A 21,152-nucleotide genomic window follows, 5' to 3' on the forward strand; every position below is an offset into this window, starting at 1 on the left:
GTGCATGAAACAGCCGAGGCGTGACGCCCGGCTGTTTCGCTCGTCATGTGTTCACGCTAGCGGACCGTGACAACCAATTTGCCCACCGCTTTGCGCTGCCCAAGCGTGTCGATTGCCTGGGGCGTTTGTTCCAACGTAAACGTCTGCGAAACCAGTGGCTTGAGCTTGCCCTCGGCATACCAGGCGAACAGTTGTCGAAAGTTGGCGGCATTGTCGTGCGGCTGTCGCTGTGCGAACGAGCCCCAGAACACGCCTACCAGCGAGGCGCCCTTGAGCAGCGGCAAGTTGGCCGGTAGCGCGGGGATATCGCCTGCAGCGAATCCCACAACGAGCATCCGCCCGTTCCAGGCGATGCTGCGGAACGCCTCCTCGAACAGTTGCCCACCGACCGGGTCGTAGATGACGTCCACACCCTGTCCACCTGTGAGCGTTTTGATCTGCTCCTTCAGGCTCGTCTCGCTGTAGTTGATCAGCTCGTCCGCGCCCGCCGCCTTCGCCACCGTCAGCTTTTCGGCCGTCGATGCGGCCGCGATGACCCTGGCGCCCATCGCCTTGCCGATCTCCACGGCTGCGAGCCCTACGCCCCCCGATGCGCCGAGTACGAGCAGCGTCTCGCCTGGTTGCAGGTTGGCGCGTTGCCGCAGGGCATGCATGGACGTGCCATAGGTCATGCTGAAGGCGGCGGCGGTGGTGAAATCCATCTCGGCGGGTATCGGAAGGGCATTGCTGCCAGGCACCGCGACCTGCTCTGCAAAGCTGCCCCAGCCGGTCAGGGCCATGACGCGATCACCGACTTTGAGATGGGTTATTTTTTCGCCCACCGCGGCGACCACACCGGCCGCTTCTCCGCCCGGGGAAAAGGGAAACGGCGGCTTGAATTGGTATTTGCCCTGAATGATGAGGGTGTCGGGGAAATTCACCCCAGCCGCATGGACGTCGAGCAGCACATCGCCTTTCTTGACGGTCGGGGTGGGTGCGTCTTCGACGACGAGGTGTTCGGCGGGGCCGAACGCTTTGCACAGGACCGCTTTCATCGGGTTTCCTTCTTAGTCCGGGTCAGTCGCCTGGAGTCTAGAAGCCTCGATCGTAGGCGCAATGAGCATGGTCGGCCCTGATGGGTGCCCATACGCCGGGCTTGGGTCGGCGCGGCGCAGTGGTTATGCTGGCCGCCTCCCCTTTTGGAGTCGTCACCGTGAAACGCATTCTGCTGTTCTGCCTTGCCCTGTTAGTTGCCGCGCCTGTGATGGCCAATTCACCCGAAGGGGAGGAGGCCGCGGCGCCAAAGACGATTTACTACACGCTGGTTCCGGCGCTGGTGGGTAACTATGGCTCCGGTGCAAAGCTCAAGTATTACAAGGCCGATGTGGCGTTGCGCATCACCGGTACCGAAGCCGAGGCCAAGGTCAAGCATCACGAGCCGCTGATACGCAACCAACTGGTCATGTTGTTCTCACAGCAGACGGACGCCAGTCTGGGCAGTGTCGAAGCCAAGGAAGCGTTGCGTCAGGAGGCGCTCAAGCAGGTGCAGGCCGTGCTGAATCAGGAGGAGGGGCAGCCGTTGGTCGAGGATCTGCTGTTCAATAATTTGATCGTCCAGTAGGTCACGGCTGCGCTGTCAGCGCAGCGATTGGATCGCGCGCCACTGCGCCTCGGTCACCGGCATCACCGAGAGTCGGCTGGCCTTTTGTACCAATGGCAGTTCCGCCAGCGCCGGTTGCTGCTTCAGGCGCGATAGTGCCAGTACTTCATTGAGACGTTCACCAAAGCCGACGTCGATGGCGCTCCATCGATTGGCACTGTCACTGGATTTGGCATCGAAATAGGGGCTGTCCGGATCCAGCGCCGTCGGGTCGGGATAGGCCTCGCCGATGATAAGGCCTACGCCTGCCACGCCGGGCGTAGCGCAGCTAGAGTGGTAGAAGAAAAACTCATCGCCTGGCGCCATGGCCCGTAGAAAATTGCGTGCTTGGTAATTGCGCACCCCATCCCAGCGTGCCCGCTGCTTTTGCTGAAGGTCGAGGATGGAGAATTCGTCGGGTTCAGACTTCATCAGCCAATACGGCATGGAGTTTGCTCATTGTCTAGGGTTATCAGGATTCTCAAGTCGAACATTCCCCGACAACCGGTCACCGCGCTCGTTTGCGCTGCATCGGACCTTAGCGGAGAATGCCGCGCTTGAGGTTGGCAGTATCGAGTCCCAGAACTAAAACGAAAGAGTGGCTCGATGTTTTTCGCCTGGCAGGGGGAGGCGAACTTATATGAAACGCAAGCCGGATATTTTGTGGGTGTTGGTGCTTATCTTCGGTCTCGGTGTCGTCACGACGGGCTATACGCAGGGGCTTTGGGAACAGAATGACGCTACGTCCACCGTCCCGATCAGCCACGCGCAGCAACAGCGCTGATCCCGCTCGCCGCATGGACGCGGCATCGCTCAGTCCTCTCCGTACCATCCTCTATCCGTCACTGTCGCCCTTAAGCTGACGTCCCAGCTTTGCAGGGGTAGCTGGTCGACCTTCTGACAGTCATGTGCCAGGCCGAGCAGGGTCGGTTTGTGACATTTTTTGCGCGCTTTCCGGTAGGCCAGGCTGCGGTCGTAGAACCCGCCGCCCATGCCCAGTCGACCGCCGAACTCATCAAAGCCCACCAGTGGCATCAGTACCAGGTCCAGCGCCCATATGGGGCGTTGTCGAGCCGGTCGAAAGCGCGGCTCGGCGATGCCGAAGCGATTGGTTCGCAGAGGTTCGCCGGGCATGATCCGCTGGAACGCCATTCGTGTTCGCGGCCAGGCGTTGAGCACCGGTAGATAGGTCGCCTTGCCGCGGCGCTGGGCTTCAAGCATGAGTGGGCGCGGATCGATCTCGCCATCGTTGGGTAGGTACAAGGCAACATGCCGGGCGCGGCGAAACAGTGGGTGCTGGGCAAGTTGACGGAAGAGTCGGCCTGAGGCCAGGCGCTGCTGATGCTTGGACAGTTGGCGGCGCGCTTGGCGCAGTGACCGCCGCAGCGCGGGGCGAGAAAGGCCTTCGGCAGCGATCATGAAAGTAAGCTCCCCAGCATGCCGCTGCCCGCGTAGGCCCTTGAACCCGAGAGTTCAAGGTGGCGACTACAGAGTACCTTAAGGCTTTCCGTCAGGCGGACATGCACACCGGCACTACGTGTAGCCTCCATGGTGTTGCTTATCGGGAGAGGGTCATCGCCGACTGGCGAACATGCCAGGGAGTGGGCGCGAGTATAACGCAAACCGGTTGCCGTTGATCAGTTGCGCGAGGGGTTTGGATCGGCGGCAAGCGCGCTGTCGACTCGCTCGAGCAGGGTGCGAACATGCTCGCGGGCGCTGTTGGCCTGGGCGTCTAGGCGATCGTGCTTGTGCAGCAACTCGTGCGTAATGTTCAGCGCGGCCATCACGGCAACGCGGTCCGCCCCGATGACCTTGCCGCTGCTGCGGATCTCGCGCATCTTGCGGTCCAGGTAGCTGGCCGCGCTTTCCAAATTGCTGCGCTCCTCTGGCGGACAGGCAATGCAATATTCCTTGTCCAAGATTTGCACGGTGACGGTGTTCGGCTGGGTCATGAGTCCTGCTCCAGGGCTTTCAGGCGCGAAATCATCGCTTCGACCTTTACACGAGCGATTTCGTTCTTCTCGATCAGATGAGCGCGCTCTTCGCGCCAGGCCTGCTCGCTGTGGAGCAGCAGGCGATTCTGGGCCTTGAGCTGCTCGACCCGCTGTAACAGCTGTTCCAGCTTGCTCGTGAGCAATTGCAGATCGGCGTCTTCCATGGGATTCCTGATGAAGTGCCAGCGGCAACGACCGGCCGTCTCAGATGGTCTTGGCTCGGGCGCCGATGCTAGGATACGAGGCCTTCATTCTAGTCATTAGCGCCCCCGCGCGCCTAGCAGCCAATGCCCACTCAGAATTCTCCTTATGCTGCCTTCGCCACATTGCTGGCCAGCAGCGCTCAACCCGTCACCCCGGCCGAACTCCATGGCCTCTTGCTGGGGCGCAGCTGCGCAGGGGCCGGCTTCGATATCGATGCCTGGATCGCTGACGCCACCGAACTGCTCGGTGGCGAGCCGGACGAGCCGGTCCGTCAGGCGTTGATCGGCCTGCAGGAAATGGTCAAGGGCGAACTCGCCGGCGAGGACATTGCTATCGTCCTGCTGCTGCCCTCCGATGAGGCCTCGCTCACCGAGCGCGCAACCGCGCTGGGGCAGTGGTGTCAGAGTTTCCTGACCGGCTTCGGCCTGGTCGCCGGCGACCGCGCCCTGAGCGGTGAGGCAATGGAAGTCCTGCAGGACCTGGCGGCGATTGCCCAGGTCCAGGAGTCGCTGGAAGAGTCGGAGGATGGCGAAAGCGACTATATGGAGGTAATGGAGTACCTGCGCGTCGCGCCCATGCTCTTGTTCAGTGAGTGTGCCAGACCTGTCGCGCCGGTCCCCAAGCCTTCCCTGCATTGAGAGTTGCCCATACATGACTCGCATACCCCGATCCGAATACGCCCGCCGGCGCAAGGCGCTGATGGAGCAGATGGAGCCCAACAGCATTGCCATCCTGCCCGCGGCGCCCATGCATATCCGCAATCGCGACGTCGAGCACACCTACCGGCAGGACAGTGATTTCCAGTACCTCTCCGGCTTTCCCGAGCCCGAAGCGGTGATTGCCCTGATCCCCGGACGTGAGCACGGTGAGTACGTGCTGTTCTGCCGCGAGCGAGACCCGGCGCGCGAACTCTGGGACGGGCTTCGTGCAGGGCAGGATGGGGCGGTTCGTGATTACGGCGCCGACGATGCCTTCCCCATCGGTGACATTGACGACATCCTCCCAGGGCTGATCGAGGGCCGCTCGCGGGTGTACTACGCCATCGGCAGCAATCCTGAGTTCGATCACCAACTGATGGAGTGGATCAACACCATCCGCTCCAAGGCGCGCCAAGGTGCGCAGCCGCCCAACGAATTCGTCGCCCTCGACCATCTGCTGCACGACCTGCGGCTGTACAAATCGGCCAACGAAGTGAAGGTCATGCGTGCCGCCGCGGAGATTTCCGCGCGCGCGCACATCAAGGCGATGCAGGCCAGCCGAGCCGGGCTGCACGAGTATCACCTCGAAGCTGAGCTTGACTACGAGTTCCGCAAGGGCGGGGCGAAGATGCCGGCCTACGGTTCGATCGTCGCGGCGGGCAAGAACGCCTGCATCCTGCACTATCGAGAAAACGATGCGCCGTTGAAGGACGGCGAGCTGGTACTGATCGATGCGGGTTGCGAAATCGATTGCTACGCCAGCGATATCACCCGCACCTTCCCGGTCAACGGCCGTTTCACACCAGAGCAGCGCGCCATTTACGACCTGGTCCTGGCCGCTAACCTGGAAGCGTTCAAGCACATCGCGCCGGGCAAGCACTGGAACGAAGCCCACGAAGCCACCGTGCGGGTGATCACTGCAGGTCTGGTGGAGTTGGGCCTGCTTCAGGGTGAAGTCGACGAGCTCATCGCGGCCGAGGCCTACAAACCGTTCTACATGCACCGGGCTGGCCACTGGTTGGGGATGGACGTGCACGATGTCGGCGACTACAAGGTCGGCGGTGCCTGGCGTGTCCTCGAGCCCGGCATGGCGATGACGGTGGAGCCCGGAATCTACATCGCGGCCGACAATACGGATGTTGCGAAGAAGTGGCGTGGCATCGGCGTGCGCATCGAGGACGATGTCGTGGTAACCCGTACCGGATGCGAGATTCTCACTGGCGGCGTGCCCAAGGCGGCCGACGAAGTCGAGGCGCTGATGGCCGCCGCTCGCGAGGTCGCCTAAGGCATGGGCACGCTGGCGATTGTCGGCGGCGGGCTGGTTGGTGCCAGCCTTGCGCTGGCGCTGCAGGCCGGGGCGCGGAATCGTGGATGGAAAATCCTGCTGATCGAGCCGTTCGAGCCAGGCCATGAGTACCAGCCGAGCTACGATGCGCGGTCCACGGCCTTGTCCTACGGCACGCGGCTGATATACCAGCGGCTTGGCGTCTGGGCGCGGATTGCCGAGCGTGCCGAGCCCATCAGTCATATCCATGTGTCCGATCGTGGGCATCCTGGCGCGACCCGGCTCGAAGCGGCGCAAGAGCGCGTACCGGCGCTTGGCTACGTTGTAGAAAACGCCTGGATCGGGCACTGCCTGTGGCAAGCGCTGGATGACCAGGTTGTGGAGCGGCATTGCCCCGCCGAGGTCGAGCACATGCAACCCGTGGCCGATGGCTATCGCCTTGCGCTCAGCGATGGCCGCACGCTCGATTGCGACCTGGCGGTCCTTGCCGACGGCGGTCGCTCAGGCCTACGCGAGCAACTCGGCATCGAGGTGCGCCGTACGCCGTACGGGCAGTGCGGGTTGATCGCGAACGTCACGCCGGGGCAAGCGCATGGCGGTCGCGCATTCGAACGATTCACCGAACATGGGCCGATGGCCCTGTTGCCCGTCCAGGGCAACCGCTGCGCGCTGGTCTGGACGCGCCCGAAGGCCGACGCCGAGCGCCTTGTAGGGCTAGACGACAGGACCTTCCTCGCCGAACTGCAAGATGCGTTCGGCTTCCGGCTTGGCGGGTTTCGTCACGTCGGCACGCGGCATCTTTACCCGCTGACCCTCATCGAAGCGGAGGAGCAGGTCCGGCGCAACCTGGTAGTGCTCGGCAATGCCGCGCACAGCCTGCATCCGATTGCCGGTCAGGGCTACAACTTGTCGCTGCGCGACACAGAGGCGCTGGCCGGGGCGTTGCTCTCCAGCTCATCCGCGCTTGGCGACCTGGCCGTGCTGCAGGCCTACCACCGGCGTCAACGGGCGGACCAGGCGCTTACCGTCGGGTTTTCGGATCGTCTGACGCGTCTGTTCGGCGAGCCCGGTCGGGCCAGTACGCTCGCGCGCAACCTGGGGCTGGTCGCGCTGGACCTTTCACCGACGGGCAAGGGGTGGTTCGCACGCCAGGCGATGGGGCTTGGCGTTCGCGAAGGTTGAATCTCATACCGGCGCGAGCCGGCCACGCAGGAGAGAACGGATGCATACGGACCTCATCATCGTCGGTGCGGGCATGGTCGGCAGCACCCTTGCGCTGGCGCTGCGTGACGCAGGGCTTTCCATCAAACTGATCGATGCCGGCGTGCTAACGTCGCAGCCCTTCGACGCTGATGGCGCCTTCGAACCGCGTGTCAGCGCGCTTTCGGCGGCGAGCCAGAGGATCCTCGAACGGGTGGGAGCCTGGACCGGGATCGTCGAACGGCGTGCCAGCCCCTACCTCGAAATGCGCGTGTGGGATGGCTCCGGCACCGGCCAGATCCATTTTTCTGCCGCCTCCGTACATGCCGAGGTGCTTGGCCACATCGTGGAGAATCGGGTCGTACAGGACGCCCTGCTCGATGCACTCAACGATGGCGCGTCAGTCGAGCTGATCGGTGAGGCGCGGCTGGAACATCTGCAACATGATGCCGAGGGTTGGCAGGTCACGCTGGCCGACGGTTCTCACCATTGTGCCCGACTGCTGGTGGCTGCTGATGGCGCCCAGTCGGCGGTCCGGCGCCTGGCCGGCTGCGAAACCCGCGAGTGGGATTACCTGCATCATGCGATCGTGACCAGCGTGCGCTGCGCCGATTCCAACCAGCGCACCGCCTGGCAGCGCTTTACTGACGAAGGGCCGCTGGCGTTCCTGCCGTTGCAGCGGGGCGATGACGAGCGCTGGTGCTCGATCGTCTGGTCGACCACCGAGCTCGAGGCGCAGCGTTTGATGGCGCTCGACGACGAGGGCTTCCGGAAGGCCTTGGGGCGGGCCTTCGAGCATCGCCTGGGCGACATTCAGCAGGCCGATCCGCGGCTGTGTATCCCGCTGCGCCAGCGCCACGCCAAGCGATACGTCCAGCCGGGGCTGGCCCTGATCGGCGACGCGGCCCATACCATCCATCCGCTTGCGGGGCAGGGCGTAAACCTGGGATTGCTCGACGCAGCCGTGCTGGCCGAGGTGCTGACGGCTGCGGTGGCGCGAGGGGCCGAGCCGAGCGACCTGCGCGTCCTCTCGCGGTTCGAGCGGCGGCGCATGCCGCAGAACCTGGCGATGATGGCGGCGATGGAGGGGTTCGAGCGGCTGTTCCAGGCCGATAGCTTGCCGCTGCGGTGGTTGCGTAACGCCGGGCTGAAGGGTGTCCAGGCGATGCCCGAAGCCAAGGCGCGCTTCGTTCGGCAAGCGCTTGGACTGTCCGGTGATTTGCCGATACTGGCGCGGGTCTGACGCGTGCTGTAACGCCTTGCACGACGTGTCGCATTGAGTTGGCAAATGGGATTCACTACTATTTGGCCTCTTTCGTTCACTCAAGAAGAGGCTGATCCATGCAGGTAAGCAAAGGTTTACTCGCCGCTCTGGCGCTCACTGCGCTGTCCGGCGCCGCTCAGGCTGCCGACGAAGTGGTGGTTTACTCCTCGCGGATCGACGAGCTGATCAAGCCCGTATTTGACGCCTACACAGCCAAGACGGGCGTCGACATCAAGTTCATCACCGACAAGGAAGCGCCGCTGATGGCGCGCATCAAGGCGGAAGGTGCGAACACGCCGGCTGACCTGTTGCTGACCGTCGATGGCGGCAACCTCTGGCAGGCCGAACAGATGGGTATTCTTCAGCCGCTGGACTCGGATGTGGTGAAGAAGAACATCCCCGCGCAATACCGCTCCTCCACTGATGCCTGGACTGGGCTGTCGCTGCGCGCGCGGACCATCGTGTATTCGCCCGAGCGCGTCGAAGAGAGCGAGCTGAGCACCTACGAAGCCCTGGCCGACGAAAACTTCGATGGCCGCCTCTGCCTGCGCACGAGCAAGAAGGTCTACAACCAGTCGCTGACCGCCACGCTCATCGAAACGCATGGCGCCGAGAAGACCGAGGAAATCCTCAAGGGTTGGGTCAACAATCTGGTGACCGACGTCTTCGCTGACGACACCGCGCTGATCCAGGCGGTCGATGCCGGCCAGTGCGACGTCGGTATCGTCAACACCTACTATTTTGGTCGTCTGCACGCGCAAAACCCGGACCTGAAGGCCAAGCTGTTCTGGCCGAATCAGTCCGACCGGGGCGTTCACGTCAACCTGTCCGGCATTGGCCTGACCAAGCACGCACCGCATCCAGACGCCGCGCGCAAACTGGTCGAGTGGATGACGACCCCCGAAGCGCAGAGCATCTTCGCCGACATCAACATGGAGTTCCCGGCCAATCCCGACGTGAAGCCATCTGCCGAAGTGGCCGCATGGGGTGACTTCAAGGCCGACACCATTCCGGTCGAGGTCGCGGGCAAGCGCCAGGCCGAAGCGATCAAGCTGATGGATCGCGCCGGCTGGAACTAAAGGCAGCGACCTGAACGCCTGATCGCAGCCGCACCGCCGGCACGCGACCAGGCCGCTGCGGCTGCGGTTATACTCGACGCCCCCGATTGCTCCGGGGGCGTTGTCATTTCTGCTTTTCCGAGGCCTGCGTGTCCCACCCCGTCGAGCGTCGCTGGTACCCCATCACCCTTTCGGTTGCCGCGCTGGTCCTGCTACCGCTGAGTGTGCTGCTGCTCAGCTGGAGCGATATCGATACCAGCATCTGGTCTCACCTGTGGGATACCCAGCTGCCCAGGCTGCTGGGCAATACGGCGTCATTGATCGTCGGTGTCAGTGCAGGTGTGGTGCTTCTTGGCGTCAGTCTCGCCTGGCTGACCGCTCTCTGCGACTTTCCAGGCCGGCGCTGGCTGGACTGGGCCCTCATGCTGCCCTTCGCGATTCCCGCCTACGTGCTGGCGTTCGTCTTCATCGGGTTGCTGGATTTCGCCGGCCCGGTTCAGACGCTGGCGCGTGAGTGGTTCGGCAGCGGTATCCGGTTCCCCCGCGTCCGGTCGACAGGCGGGGTCATCGTGGTTCTGGTGCTGGTCTTCTATCCTTACGTCTACCTGCTCGCGCGGGCGGCGTTCCTGGCGCAGGGGCGGGGTTTGATGGAGGCGGCGCGGGTGCTCGGTCACTCGCCGTGGCGGGCGTTCTGGAGCGTGGCGCTGCCGATGGCGCGGCCGGCGATTGGCGCCGGGCTGGCGCTGGCGATGATGGAAACCCTGGCGGATTTCGGTGCCGTCTCGGTGTTCAACTTCGATACCTTCACGACGGCCATCTACAAGACCTGGTACGGCTTCTTCAGCCTGACCAGCGCGACCCAGCTGGCCAGCCTTCTGCTGCTCGCCGTGATACTGGTGCTCTACGGCGAGCGTCGGGCCCGTGGTGCGGCCCGTCCGGCCAACGAGCGTGCGCGTTCGGCGCCGCTCTATCAGCTGCGAGGCTTTAAGGCGCTCGGGGCCAGCGTCTGGTGCGGCCTGGTGTTCGGCTGCGCCTTCGTCGTACCGGTGCTACAGCTCTTGGTCTGGCTGTGGCAGCGCGGTCGCTATGACCTTGACGAACGCTACGTCGGGCTGATCCTCCACACGCTGTACCTGGGCGGCCTCGCGGCATTGATCACCGTGGTGGTGGCCTTGCTGCTGGCCTTCGCCCGGCGGCAGGCGCCAGTGCGTTCGGTGCGCGCCGCGGTGGGTTTGGCAAACCTTGGATACGCGCTGCCCGGCTCGGTCCTGGCGGTATCGATCATGCTGGCATTCAGCTACCTCGATCGCGAATGGGTCGTGCCGTTGTCCGCTTGGCTTGGCGGTGCGGGCAAGCCGATCCTGCTGGGTAGCCTTGGCGCGCTGCTGCTTGCGTACCTGATTCGTTTCATGGCGGTCGCCTTTGGGCCGCTGGAGACTGCGCTGGCACGGATCCGGCCGTCCCTGCCGCAGGCCTCGCGCAGCCTGGGCGTTGGCGGGCCGGCGCTGTTCTTCAGGGTCTATTTGCCGCTACTGCTGCCAGGCACGCTGAGTGCCGCGTTGCTGGTATTTGTCGACGTACTCAAGGAAATGCCGGCCACCCTGCTGATGCGGCCCTTCGGCTGGGACACGCTCGCCGTGCGGATTTTCGAAATGACCAGCGAGGGCGAGTGGGCCCGGGCGGCGCTGCCTGCGCTGACGCTGGTCCTGGTCGGGTTGCTGCCGGTAGTGTTGCTCATTCGACGTTCCGCGCGCCGGGCCGGTGGCTAATCGCCTCACCGTGACCTGTCACAACCTTGGGGCTACAATGCGCGCCATTCAAAAAACGCCGGGTAGCATTCTCCGGCTCTAACAAGCATTACCTACGCCGCTTCGGCGACCTGCCCGGAAGGAGAAACCCATGGGTCAGCGTACTCCCCTCTACGATCAGCACCTCGCGCTCGGTGCCAAGATGGTCGACTTCGGCGGTTGGGACATGCCGCTGCACTATGGCTCCCAGGTCGAGGAGCATCATCAGGTGCGGCGCGATTGCGGGGTGTTCGACGTCTCGCACATGACCGTCGTCGATGTGTCCGGCGAACAAGCCAAGGCTTACCTGCAGCGCCTGCTGGCCAATGATGTCGGCCGGCTCGCCGAGGTCGGCAAGGCGCTCTATACCGCCATGCTCAACGAGCAGGGCGGGGTGATCGACGACCTGATCGTCTATCTCACGGACTGGGGCTACCGCCTGGTGGTCAACGCCAGCACCCGTGACAAGGACCTGGCGTGGATGACCCGCCAGGCCGAGGGTTTTGCGGTCGACGTCCGCGAGCGGCCCGATCTGGCGATGCTCGCGATTCAGGGGCCGAATGCCCGCGCCCGTACGGCCGACCTGCTCAATCAGCAACGCGCGGCGCTTATCCAGGAACTCAAACCCTTCCAGGGTCGCGCTGTCGGTGACTGGTTCATCGGCCGCACCGGCTACACGGGCGAGGACGGCCTAGAGATCATTCTGCCTACCGCCGAAGCGCCGGATTTCCTCAGCGAACTGGTCGGTGCCGGCATTTCGCCGATCGGGCTGGGCGCGCGCGATACGCTGCGCCTGGAAGCGGGCCTCAACCTTTACGGTCAGGACATGACCGAAGCCGTATCGCCGCTGCAGGCCAACATGGGCTGGACGGTGGCCTGGGAGCCGGCCGATCGCTCGTTCATCGGCCGCGCCGCACTCGAGGCCGAACGCACGCGCGAGGTGCCCAAGTTGGTTGGGCTGGTGCTGGAGGAGCGTGGCGTCCTACGCGCCCACCAAGTGGTGCGGGTCAATGGCAGCGGTGAAGGTGAGATCACCAGTGGGAGCTTTTCGCCGACGCTGGGCAAGTCCATCGCGCTCGCCCGCGTGCCTGCCGCGACCGGTGATCGTGCCGAAGTGGAAATACGCGGCAAATGGTACCCAGTTCGGGTGGTTCAGCCGACTTTCGTGCGCCACGGCAAAGTCCTGGTGTAAATTCCGCGGAGCGCTTCCTTGCGGTGGGCTGCGAGAGGCCTGCTGCGACTTCAATTCCAACGGTTTCGAGGACATGAACATGAGCGACATCCCAAGCGATCTGCGTTACGCCGCCAGCCACGAATGGGCCCGCCTCGAAGCGGACGGCACCGTCAGCGTCGGCATCTCCGACCATGCTCAGGAAGCGTTGGGCGACGTGGTCTATGTCGAACTCCCTGAGGTCGGGCAGCAGCTCGGCGCCGGCCAGCAGGCGGGCGTGGTCGAGTCGGTGAAGGCAGCGTCCGACATCTATGCGCCGATCTCCGGCGAGGTCGTAGCAATCAACGAACAGCTGACCGATGCACCCGAGAAGGTCAATGGCGAACCTTACGGCAGCTGGTTCTTCCGTGTGCAGCCCAACGACACGGCCGAGCTGGACAAGCTGCTCGACGTTGAGGGCTACAAGGCCGCTTGCAACGCCGACGCCTGATTTTCTGATCCGAGCCCCGCGCCGCTGGTCGAGTTCGCTCACCGGCTCGGCGCCGGGGCTTTCCTTTTTCCGAGAGAGCAGTCATGTCCCAAGTGCCGCGCCTTTCCCAGCTTCAGCAACCCGACGCCTTCCTCCGTCGCCACCTAGGGCCCGATGCGGCTGAGCAACAGGCCATGCTCGACGCGCTGGGATTGTCGAGCCGCGAGCAGCTCATCGAGCAGACCGTACCGCCGGCGATCCGGCTGAACGGCGAGTTGGCACTGCCGCCGGCGCTGGACGAACAAGGTGCGCTGGCCAGGTTGCGCAGCCATGCCGAGCAGAACCAGCTCTGGACCAGCCTGATCGGAATGGGCTACCACGGCACCATCACTCCGACGGTTATCCTGCGTAATGTGCTGGAGAACCCGGGCTGGTACACCGCCTACACGCCCTATCAACCTGAAATTGCCCAGGGCCGTCTCGAGGCGCTGCTGAATTTTCAGCAAATGACCATCGACCTGACCGGGCTGGATTTGGCCAACGCATCGCTGCTCGACGAGGCGACCGCCGCGGCCGAAGCCATGACGCTGGCGCGGCGGGTAGCCAAGAGCAAGAGCAACCGCTTCTTCGCCGATGAAAACTGCCACCCGCAAACGCTCTCGGTCATGAAGACCCGCGCGGAGGCCTTCGGCTTCGAACTGGTGGTCGGTGCCGTCGAGAGCATTGCCGGCGAGGACGTGTTCGGGGCGCTTCTGCAATATCCCGATACCCATGGCGAAATTCGCGACCTGCGCCCGGCCATCGAGCAGCTCCATGCGCGTCAGGCCCTGGCCTGTGTCGCGGCCGACCTGCTCAGCCTCGTGCTGCTGACGCCGCCTGGCGAGCTCGGCGCGGACGTGGTGCTCGGTACGACGCAGCGATTCGGCGTGCCGATGGGCTACGGCGGGCCTCACGCTGCGTATTTCGCCACGCGTGACGAGTTCAAGCGCGCCATGCCGGGGCGAATCATCGGTGTGTCCAAGGATGCGCGTGGCAATACTGCGCTGCGCATGGCGCTGCAAACCCGCGAGCAGCACATCCGTCGCGAGAAGGCCAACTCCAACATCTGCACCGCGCAGGTGCTGCTGGCGAACATTGCCAGCTGCTACGCTGTTTACCACGGGCCGGACGGGCTCAAGCGGATTGCCCAGCGCACCCACCGCTTGACGGCGATCCTTGCCGCGGCGCTGGAGCGCGGCGGCATCAAGCGCATCAACGCCCATTTCTTCGACACGCTGACCCTCGACGTCGGCGGTGCCCAGACGGCGATCCTCGAAAGTGCCCGGGCAGCGCGCATCAATCTGCGCATTCTGGGGCGCGGCAAGCTGGGCGTGAGCCTGGACGAAACCTGCTGTGAGAAGACCGTCGAGCAACTGCTCGCAATCTTCCTCGGTGCCGACCACGGGCTCGACGTTGCAGCACTCGACGCCGGCGAGGTTGGCGATGGCATCCCGCAGGCCCTGGTACGCAGCACCGGTTTCCTCTCGCACCCGGTGTTCAACAGCCATCACAGCGAAACCGAGATGCTGCGGTACCTCAAGCAGCTCGAAAACAAGGATCTGGCCCTGAACCAGGCGATGATCCCGCTGGGCTCCTGCACGATGAAGCTCAACGCAACCAGCGAGATGATCCCGATCACGTGGCCGGAATTCGCCAATCTGCATCCCTTCGCCCCGCTCGAACAGGCACAGGGATACAAGGCCATGATCGACGAGTTGGAAGCCTGGCTGTGCGCGATCACAGGTTTCGATGCGATCTCCATGCAGCCCAACTCCGGCGCCCAGGGCGAATATGCCGGCCTGGTCGCGATCCGCAAGTACCATGAGAGCCGTGGCGAAGGGCAGCGCGACATCTGCCTGATCCCGTCCTCAGCGCATGGCACCAATCCAGCCTCGGCCCAGATGGTCAGCATGCGTGTCGTCATCGTTGAATGCGACAAGGCTGGTAACGTCGACCTGGCGGACCTCAAGCGCAAGGCCGCCGAAGCGGGGGATCGGCTGTCCTGCCTGATGATCACCTATCCGTCTACGCACGGCGTTTACGAGGAAGGCGTGCGCGAGATCTGCGAGACCATCCACGCGCACGGTGGGCAGGTCTATATGGACGGAGCCAACCTCAACGCGCAGGTTGGGCTGGCGCGACCGGCCGACATCGGCGCCGACGTGTCGCACATGAACTTGCACAAGACGTTCTGCATTCCGCACGGCGGTGGCGGCCCGGGCATGGGACCCATTGGCATCAAGGCCCACCTGCAGCCCTTCGTGGCCAATCATCCGGTTATCGAACTGCAAGGCCCTAACCCCGAGAACGGTGCGGTCAGCGCGGCGCCCTGGGGTAGTGCGAGTATTCTGCCGATCAGCTGGATGTACATCGCCATGATGGGCCCGCAGCTGCGGGACGCTACCGAAGTCGCCATCCTGGGTGCCAACTACCTGGCCAAGCGTTTGGGTGATGCCTATCCGGTGCTCTACAGCGGCCGCAATGGCCGCGTCGCGCACGAGTGCATCATCGACTTGCGACCCTTGAAGGCGCAGACGGGGATAACCGAGGAGGACGTCGCCAAGCGTTTGATCGACTATGGCTTCCATGCGCCAACCATGTCGTTCCCAGTCCCTGGCACCTTGATGATCGAGCCGACCGAAAGCGAATCGAAGGCCGAACTTGACCGTTTCGTCGAGGCGATGCTGAGCATTCGGGCCGAGATTGCCAAGGTCGAGAGCGGTGGCTGGCCGGCCGAGGACAACCCATTGGTGCGCGCACCGCATACCCTGGCAGACGTGACTCACCTTTGGGACCGCCCCTACAGCATCGCCGAAGGTGTCACCCCGACTGCCCACACGCGCGCGCACAAATATTGGCCGGCGGTGAACCGGGTGGATAACGTCTTCGGTGACCGCAACCTGTTCTGTGCCTGCGTGCCGGTCGACGCATACAGGGATTGATCTGCTGAGAACGCGCTGGAAACCGGGGGCGGCGAGCCCTCGGTGTGTTCCCAAGCTCGGTAAAAGGATAGAGGCATCATCACGCTGGGTGGTCTGGGCATGATAAGCCCGATATTTCGTTCCCGACAGATATGCCAGGGGCCCCAGAGACCGGCTTGCAGACGGGCGATCCAGCGTTCTCAGCAATCCGCCTCGCACGGCTGCCGGTCAAGATGCTTCGGTTAGAGTGCTACCCGTCCGCGTGAATTGCCGTTACACCTGACCATAGGCTGGCCCGGTTTCGCTGGTCGAGCGTCAGCTGTCGGCCGCGTCGTCGGCTACCGATTCCATCCCTAGCATTTCGGCTAGCGCGAGCTGCGCCTCTTCGACGCCCTGGCGCTTCGGGGCGGAGAACAGCTGGACGCTGACCCCTTCACCCCACCCCTTACGAATGTCACGCTGGATCGCCAGCAGGGCGTTTTTCGCGGCGCCAAACGCGAGCTTATCCGACTTGGTCAGCAGGATATGCAGCGGTAGGTCACTGGCACTCGACCAGTCCAGCATCATGCGGTCGAATTCGGTCAGCGGATGGCGGATGTCCATCATCAGGAACACACCGGCCAGGCTTTCCCGGCTGCTCAGGTACGCTTCCAGGTGGCGCTGCCAGTGCTGCTTGAGGGGAATCGGCACCTTGGCGTAGCCGTAGCCGGGCAGGTCGACCAGGCGATGTTCGTCGTCCAGGCGGAAGAAGTTTAGCAACTGGGTGCGCCCGGGCGTCTTCGAGGTACGCGCAAGGTTGGCGTGTGTCAGTGTGTTCAGCGCGCTGGACTTGCCTGCGTTGGAGCGGCCGGCGAATGCGACCTCCAACCCCTCGTCAGCCGGGCATTGGTCGACCTTGGCGGCGCTGGTCATGAAGGTCGCTTGCTGGCAGAGGCGGAGAATCGGGTTCTTCGGGAGCATGGATATTCCGGTGAGGTGCGCAGGGGTGCGGCAATGGTTCATTTCCGTTTCAAGGCCGCCAGTATATAATGCCGCAGATTTTGTGTGCGCTTTGGTCTTGACACGAACCCCTGCAGCGATCACCTCGGCGCCGCATCCGGCCGGTGGAGGGATCGTTTCGGTCAGTATCGAACCCGTGCGAACCTAACGAGCATGGCCGCAGCCAGCTGGCTGGCCTGCCGAATAAGATCCTTTTAACCCTTTAGCCGTAGTTGGATGAGCTGATGAACAAAGTACTCGTGAGTCTGCTGTTGACCCTTGGCATCACCGGTATGGCCCACGCGGCTGGAGATGCCGAAGCAGGCAAGGAAAAGGTCGCGGTCTGTGGTGCCTGCCACGGTGCCGACGGCAACAGCGCCGCCCCGAACTTCCCGAAGCTCGCGGGTCAGGGCCAAAGCTACCTGTTCAAGCAACTGCAGGACATCAAGGCCGGCAGCTCGCCAACCGCCGAGCCGGGTGTTGGTCGCAAGGTCTTGGAAATGACAGGCATCCTCGATCCCTACAGCGATCAGGACCTTCAAGACATCGCCGCTTACTTCGCAAGCCAGAAGATGACCGTCGGCATGGCCGATCCGGCGCTGGTCGCGCAGGGCGAGAAGCTCTTCCGCGGCGGTAAGGTCGAAGAAGGCATGCCCGCTTGCACTGGCTGCCACTCGCCCAATGGGGCTGGTATCGAGCTCGCCAAGTTCCCGCACCTCGGTGGCCAGCATGCGGCCTACACCGCCAAGCAGCTGACCGATTTCCGCGAAGGTAACCGCACCAACGACGGCGATGCCGCCATCATGCGAACCGTCGCGTCGAAGCTGACCAACAAGGACATCGAAGCCCTGGCCAGCTACATCCAGGGCCTACACTGATCCGCTAGCCGGTCGGCGTACCGAAAGGGCGTTCGAGGCGTGAGCCTTGGCGCCCTTTCGTTGTTTTGGGCCTCGCTATAATCCTGTGTCAAGAGTTTGAAAAGCCGATGAAAGCGCTGGCGAGCCGCAGCGAATTACTGCAGCCTGTTGCGCATTCGGTCAGCCGTTCATAGCCAAGGGAGTCACCATGCGTAAACTCGTTCTCAGCGCCGTTCTCGTCACTGCTAGCCTGTTCGGTCTGCCGGCCAGCGCGGCGGAATTCCAGGCGGGGAAGGAATACGTCGAATTGAAGACGCCGGTGCCCGTCGCCGAGCCCGGCAAGGTCGAAGTGGTCGAGCTGTTCTGGTACGGCTGCCCACACTGTTATCAATTCGAGCCGGTGATCAATCCGTGGGTCGAGCAACTGCCCGAGGACGTCGACTTCAAGCGTATTCCGGCGATGTTCGGCGGCGTGTGGAACCTGCATGGCCAGATGTTCCTGGCGCTCGAGTCGATGGGTGTCGAGCAGAAGGTTCATGATGCGGTGTTCAATGCCTATCACCGCGAGGGCAACAAGCTCGATACACCTGAGAAAATGGCCGAATTCCTGGCCGGCCAGGGCGTCGACGGCGAGGCCTTCCTGAAAGCCTACAACTCCTTCGGTGTGAAGAGCCGCGCTGAGCAGGCCAAGAAGCTTGCCATGGCCTATCAGATCACGGGGGTGCCGGTAATGATCGTCAACGGCAAGTACCGCTTCGATATCGGCTCGGCGGGTGGCCCGCAGCGCGCGTTGGAAGTCGCCGACTTCCTGATCGAAAAAGAACGCACCGCGCAGTAAGCAACGCCATGTTGCGCCGCTGGAGTTCGCCGCGCCTGGCAGGCCCCGGTCAGACCAGGGTCAACTCGCACTGTCTGGACTCCATCGGCCTGCCGTGCGATGGCCGGCTGCGCCTGCTGAGCTTCAATATCCAGGTCGGCATCAGTACCGAGCGTTATCACCATTACCTGACCCGAAGCTGGCAGCACTTCCTGCCTCATCAGGGCAGGGCGCTCAACCTGCAGCGTATCGGCGAGCTGCTGTCCAATTACGATCTGGTCGCCCTGCAGGAGGCTGACGGCGGCAGCATGCGCTCCGGATTCGTCAACCAGGTCGAGCACCTGGCCCAACTCGGCGCTTTTCCCTACTGGTACCAGCAGCTCAATCGCAACCTCGGCCGCTTCGCCCAGCACAGCAACGGCGTGCTCAGCCGGCTGGAGCCTCAGGGGCTGGAGGATCACCCGCTGCCTGGCCCCTCCGGGCGCGGTGCGATCCTTCTGCGTTTCGGTGAAGGTGAGGATGCCCTCGTGGTGGTCGTCATGCACCTCGCGCTCGGCGGCAGCACCAGGACGCGACAACTTGCCTATATTCGCGAGCTGGTCGGGCCTTACCGTCATCAAGTACTCATGGGCGACATGAACACTCATGCCAGCGACCTGCTGGAACATTCGCCCTTGCGCGACCTCGGTTTGCAGGCGCCACAGATTGAGGCGACCTTTCCCAGCTGGCGTCCGCGCCGGTGTTTGGACCATATTCTGCTCAGCCCAAGTTTGACACTCGAGCGCGTCGACGTGCTGGCCCAGGCGAGCTCCGACCATCTGCCCGTCGCCGTGGAGATTCGGCTGCCCGATTCAATGCACGGCGATGCGTTGCCGGTCCCAAGGTAGGCATGAAGTGAACGACGACGCCAAACGTTGGAAGGAAAAGTACCTCAGCTCGCTGGAGCAGCAGGAGCGCCAGGAAAAGCGTTGGGAAACCCGCCTGGATCTGCTGCGACGGAGCCTGGTGCGCAGCAGCTTCGCTGTCGAGGGTGCCGACCCAGCGGTCGAGCAGTGCATGCGCGAGTTGCGCGAGATACTGCGCGATGAGGTGTTGGACGACCGGCTGGCCGCGCTGGTGCCGCGTCTGGAACGGGCCGTGTTGGATACCGAACGGACCAAGCAGGACCGTCTTGGACAATTGACCGGCGCGCTCCATCGCCTGGTCGAGCAATTGCTCGAGCTGCCTCTGCCTGGCGAGATACGCAAACCGCTGAAGAAGTTCGATCGTCAGCTCGACGACCGCGCGGCGCAATCGCGCGAACTGCCGCCGCTGCTGGACGAGCTGGGCCAATTGCAACAACAGGCCTTGGCTGCACAGGATCAGGCCGCGCCGGCGTCGGTGGGCCTGTTCGGCCGGCTCTTTGGCACGCGCAATCAACCGGAAGCCTCATCGGGCGAACCCGCAGGCCAGGCCTCGTCGCCACAGCCGCTGGGGGCGCCGTCCGAGCCCGCGCCGCCCCAGGCGACACTCTCCGGGCCCGAGCCTGAAACGGTCGCATCTGAGGGATCCTGCCCGGCCGTTAACGAACCGGTCGACCTAACGCCCGTCACGCCGGTTGACAGCCCTCTGGAAGACGCCAGCCACGGCGATGATGTGATCTATACGCTGCCTGAAACCCCTGAGCTGGCCTACAGCGCGGTAGCCGAGCGGGTCGAGACCACCCTGTTCAGCCTGCTCGATGGCTTGCAACTGCCGGAGCACCAGCAGCCGCAGGCGCAGGCGCTGCGTGAACGTATCCAGCGCGGTCTGAATTGGTACGAGCTGGTGCCGGTGCTCGATGATCTGGCGCAACTGATGCTGGCGGTGGCGGATCAGGGGCAGCGCGAATTCGAGAACTACCTCAAGCTGCTTAACGAGCGACTGGCGAGCATGCAGCAGAGCCTGAGTTCGGCCCGTGAAGGTCATGCGCAAAGCCAGGAAGCCGCCCAAGCGCTCGATGAGGAGCTGCGCCAGCAGGTTGGTGGCTTGCAGAGCAGCATGCTCGAAGCCAAGGATTTGCCTTCACTGAAACAGGCCGTGCAGGCACGCCTCGACGGGCTGCTGGAGACGGTCGACCTCTACGAGCAGCAACGCGGCGAGCATGAGCAGCGCCTGGCCGAACGGCTCGGCACGTTGGTGGGCCGTGTCGCGAGCCTGGAGGAAGCAGCAGTCGGCATGCAGCAGCACCTCGAAGAGCAGCGTCAGAAGGCCTTGCAGGATCCGCTCACCCAGCTTGCCAACCGGGCGGCCTGGGATGAGCGCCTCGAGCTGGAGTTGGCGCGGCAGCAGCGCTATGGCGGAAATCTGCTGCTCGCGGTGCTCGATGTCGACCACTTCAAGCGCATCAATGACAGCTTCGGTCATCTGGCCGGTGACAGGGTGTTGAAAATCATCGCCAATGAGCTGCGCAAGCGGTTGCGCAAGACCGATTTCATCGCCCGTTTCGGCGGCGAGGAGTTCGCCCTGTTGCTGCCTGAAACGCCGCTGGAAGCTGGGCTGCAGTTGCTCGACAACTTGCGCACCGGCATTCAGGCCTGCCCGTTCCATTTCAAAGGTGCGCGTCTGGAGGTCACGCTGTCGGGCGGTATCGCCGATTTCCGCGAGCGCGACAGTGCCGATGCGGTCTTCGAGCGGGCCGACAAGGCGCTTTACCGTGCCAAAGGCGGCGGGCGCAACCGTATCGAGGCGGGCTGACCAACCGGTCTGGACCGGCTGCTTACCCTGCGTATACTGGCCCGTCTCGTCACGCGCCGCGCGAAGCGGCGCGTTGC

At 63.7% G+C, this 21,152-nt stretch carries 21 protein-coding genes and 1 other RNA gene; 15 read left to right on the forward strand and 7 right to left on the reverse strand.

Translation table 11 applies throughout. The annotated features are described in order from the left end of the window. Positions 1-56: 56 nt before the first annotated feature. Positions 57-1,034 (reverse strand): NADPH:quinone oxidoreductase family protein, encoded by a 978-nt coding sequence (locus M1D78_RS01110; RefSeq protein ID WP_437422396.1) that lies wholly within the window; start codon positions 1,032-1,034, stop codon positions 57-59. 158 nt (positions 1,035-1,192) lie between these two features. Between M1D78_RS01110 and M1D78_RS01115 the strand changes: the two genes are divergently transcribed. Next, the gene (locus M1D78_RS01115) at positions 1,193-1,600 is read left to right on the forward strand and encodes a flagellar basal body-associated protein FliL (RefSeq protein ID WP_437422395.1); all 408 of its coding nucleotides are present in this window, start codon (positions 1,193-1,195) and stop codon (positions 1,598-1,600) included. Positions 1,601-1,615: 15 nt separating this feature from the next. On the opposite strand, the gene M1D78_RS01120 is transcribed toward M1D78_RS01115, so the two are convergent. Beyond that, positions 1,616-2,065 carry an EVE domain-containing protein gene (locus M1D78_RS01120; RefSeq protein WP_437422394.1) on the reverse strand — a complete coding sequence of 150 codons (450 nt, stop codon included), beginning with the start codon at positions 2,063-2,065 and terminating at the stop codon, positions 1,616-1,618. A 193-nt stretch (positions 2,066-2,258) separates the two neighbouring features. Here M1D78_RS01120 and M1D78_RS01125 point away from each other — a divergent pair, with 193 nt between their 5' ends. Next, entirely contained in the window at positions 2,259-2,402 is a 144-nt protein-coding gene (locus tag M1D78_RS01125; RefSeq protein ID WP_437422393.1) for a hypothetical protein, read from the forward strand. A gap of 29 nt (positions 2,403-2,431) precedes the next feature. Here M1D78_RS01125 and M1D78_RS01130 read toward each other — a convergent pair whose 3' ends face one another. The 4 genes from M1D78_RS01130 to M1D78_RS01145 form a co-directional block, all read right to left on the reverse strand. After that, positions 2,432-3,037 (reverse strand): 5-formyltetrahydrofolate cyclo-ligase, encoded by a 606-nt coding sequence (locus M1D78_RS01130; RefSeq protein ID WP_437422392.1) that lies wholly within the window; start codon positions 3,035-3,037, stop codon positions 2,432-2,434. 6 nt (positions 3,038-3,043) lie between these two features. Continuing rightward, a non-coding RNA gene (ssrS, locus tag M1D78_RS01135) (6S RNA) lies at positions 3,044-3,222 on the reverse strand. A 33-nt stretch (positions 3,223-3,255) separates the two neighbouring features. Then, a complete protein-coding gene (locus M1D78_RS01140; RefSeq protein ID WP_437422391.1) occupies positions 3,256-3,570 on the reverse strand; it encodes a cell division protein ZapA in 315 nt (104 codons plus the stop codon). Next, positions 3,567-3,776: a TIGR02449 family protein gene (locus tag M1D78_RS01145; RefSeq protein WP_437422390.1), complete on the reverse strand. Its 210-nt coding sequence runs from the start codon at positions 3,774-3,776 to the stop codon at positions 3,567-3,569. The genes M1D78_RS01140 and M1D78_RS01145 overlap by 4 nt, the downstream gene beginning before the upstream one ends. Positions 3,777-3,899: 123 nt before the next feature. On the opposite strand from M1D78_RS01145, the gene M1D78_RS01150 reads away from it, so the two are divergent. From M1D78_RS01150 to gcvP, 9 genes are all read left to right on the forward strand, one after another. Further along, complete coding sequence (locus M1D78_RS01150; RefSeq protein ID WP_437422389.1) at positions 3,900-4,454, forward strand: YecA/YgfB family protein; 555 nt, start codon at positions 3,900-3,902, stop codon at positions 4,452-4,454. Between the two features lie 13 nt (positions 4,455-4,467). Continuing rightward, positions 4,468-5,799 (forward strand): Xaa-Pro aminopeptidase, encoded by a 1,332-nt coding sequence (pepP, locus tag M1D78_RS01155; RefSeq protein ID WP_437422388.1) that lies wholly within the window; start codon positions 4,468-4,470, stop codon positions 5,797-5,799. Between the two features lie 3 nt (positions 5,800-5,802). Further along, positions 5,803-6,981 (forward strand): 2-octaprenyl-6-methoxyphenyl hydroxylase, encoded by a 1,179-nt coding sequence (gene ubiH / locus M1D78_RS01160; protein ID WP_437422387.1) that lies wholly within the window; start codon positions 5,803-5,805, stop codon positions 6,979-6,981. A gap of 40 nt (positions 6,982-7,021) precedes the next feature. Then, positions 7,022-8,242, forward strand: coding sequence for a 2-octaprenyl-3-methyl-6-methoxy-1,4-benzoquinol hydroxylase (locus tag M1D78_RS01165; RefSeq protein ID WP_437422386.1), 1,221 nt, complete (start codon positions 7,022-7,024; stop codon positions 8,240-8,242). Between the two features lie 98 nt (positions 8,243-8,340). Then, complete coding sequence (locus M1D78_RS01170) at positions 8,341-9,342, forward strand: extracellular solute-binding protein (protein ID WP_437422385.1); 1,002 nt, start codon at positions 8,341-8,343, stop codon at positions 9,340-9,342. A 128-nt stretch (positions 9,343-9,470) separates the two neighbouring features. Beyond that, positions 9,471-11,090, forward strand: a complete 1,620-nt coding sequence (locus tag M1D78_RS01175) for an ABC transporter permease (protein ID WP_437422384.1) — start codon at positions 9,471-9,473, stop codon at positions 11,088-11,090. Between the two features lie 130 nt (positions 11,091-11,220). Further along, positions 11,221-12,300, forward strand: coding sequence for a glycine cleavage system aminomethyltransferase GcvT (gcvT, locus tag M1D78_RS01180; RefSeq protein WP_437422383.1), 1,080 nt, complete (start codon positions 11,221-11,223; stop codon positions 12,298-12,300). A gap of 79 nt (positions 12,301-12,379) precedes the next feature. After that, complete coding sequence (gene gcvH, locus M1D78_RS01185) at positions 12,380-12,769, forward strand: glycine cleavage system protein GcvH (protein ID WP_437422382.1); 390 nt, start codon at positions 12,380-12,382, stop codon at positions 12,767-12,769. An 83-nt stretch (positions 12,770-12,852) separates the two neighbouring features. After that, complete coding sequence (gene gcvP, locus M1D78_RS01190; RefSeq protein ID WP_437422381.1) at positions 12,853-15,729, forward strand: aminomethyl-transferring glycine dehydrogenase; 2,877 nt, start codon at positions 12,853-12,855, stop codon at positions 15,727-15,729. A gap of 294 nt (positions 15,730-16,023) precedes the next feature. On the opposite strand, the gene yihA is transcribed toward gcvP, so the two are convergent. Continuing rightward, complete coding sequence (gene yihA / locus M1D78_RS01195; protein ID WP_437422380.1) at positions 16,024-16,668, reverse strand: ribosome biogenesis GTP-binding protein YihA/YsxC; 645 nt, start codon at positions 16,666-16,668, stop codon at positions 16,024-16,026. Positions 16,669-16,931: 263 nt separating this feature from the next. Between yihA and M1D78_RS01200 the strand changes: the two genes are divergently transcribed. The 4 genes from M1D78_RS01200 to M1D78_RS01215 all read left to right on the forward strand — a co-directional run bounded on the left by M1D78_RS01200 (position 16,932) and on the right by M1D78_RS01215 (position 21,075). Then, on the forward strand, positions 16,932-17,564 hold the full coding sequence (locus M1D78_RS01200) for a c-type cytochrome (protein ID WP_437422379.1): 633 nt from the start codon (positions 16,932-16,934) through the stop codon (positions 17,562-17,564). 187 nt (positions 17,565-17,751) lie between these two features. Continuing rightward, positions 17,752-18,381 (forward strand): thiol:disulfide interchange protein DsbA/DsbL, encoded by a 630-nt coding sequence (locus tag M1D78_RS01205; RefSeq protein WP_437422378.1) that lies wholly within the window; start codon positions 17,752-17,754, stop codon positions 18,379-18,381. A gap of 8 nt (positions 18,382-18,389) precedes the next feature. After that, the gene (locus M1D78_RS01210) at positions 18,390-19,247 is read left to right on the forward strand and encodes an endonuclease/exonuclease/phosphatase family protein (RefSeq protein WP_457933308.1); all 858 of its coding nucleotides are present in this window, start codon (positions 18,390-18,392) and stop codon (positions 19,245-19,247) included. 7 nt (positions 19,248-19,254) lie between these two features. Beyond that, entirely contained in the window at positions 19,255-21,075 is a 1,821-nt protein-coding gene (locus M1D78_RS01215; protein ID WP_437422377.1) for a diguanylate cyclase, read from the forward strand. Positions 21,076-21,152 lie beyond the last annotated feature (77 nt).

The sequence above is a fragment of the Pseudomonas sp. SA195 genome, from assembly GCF_054131565.1.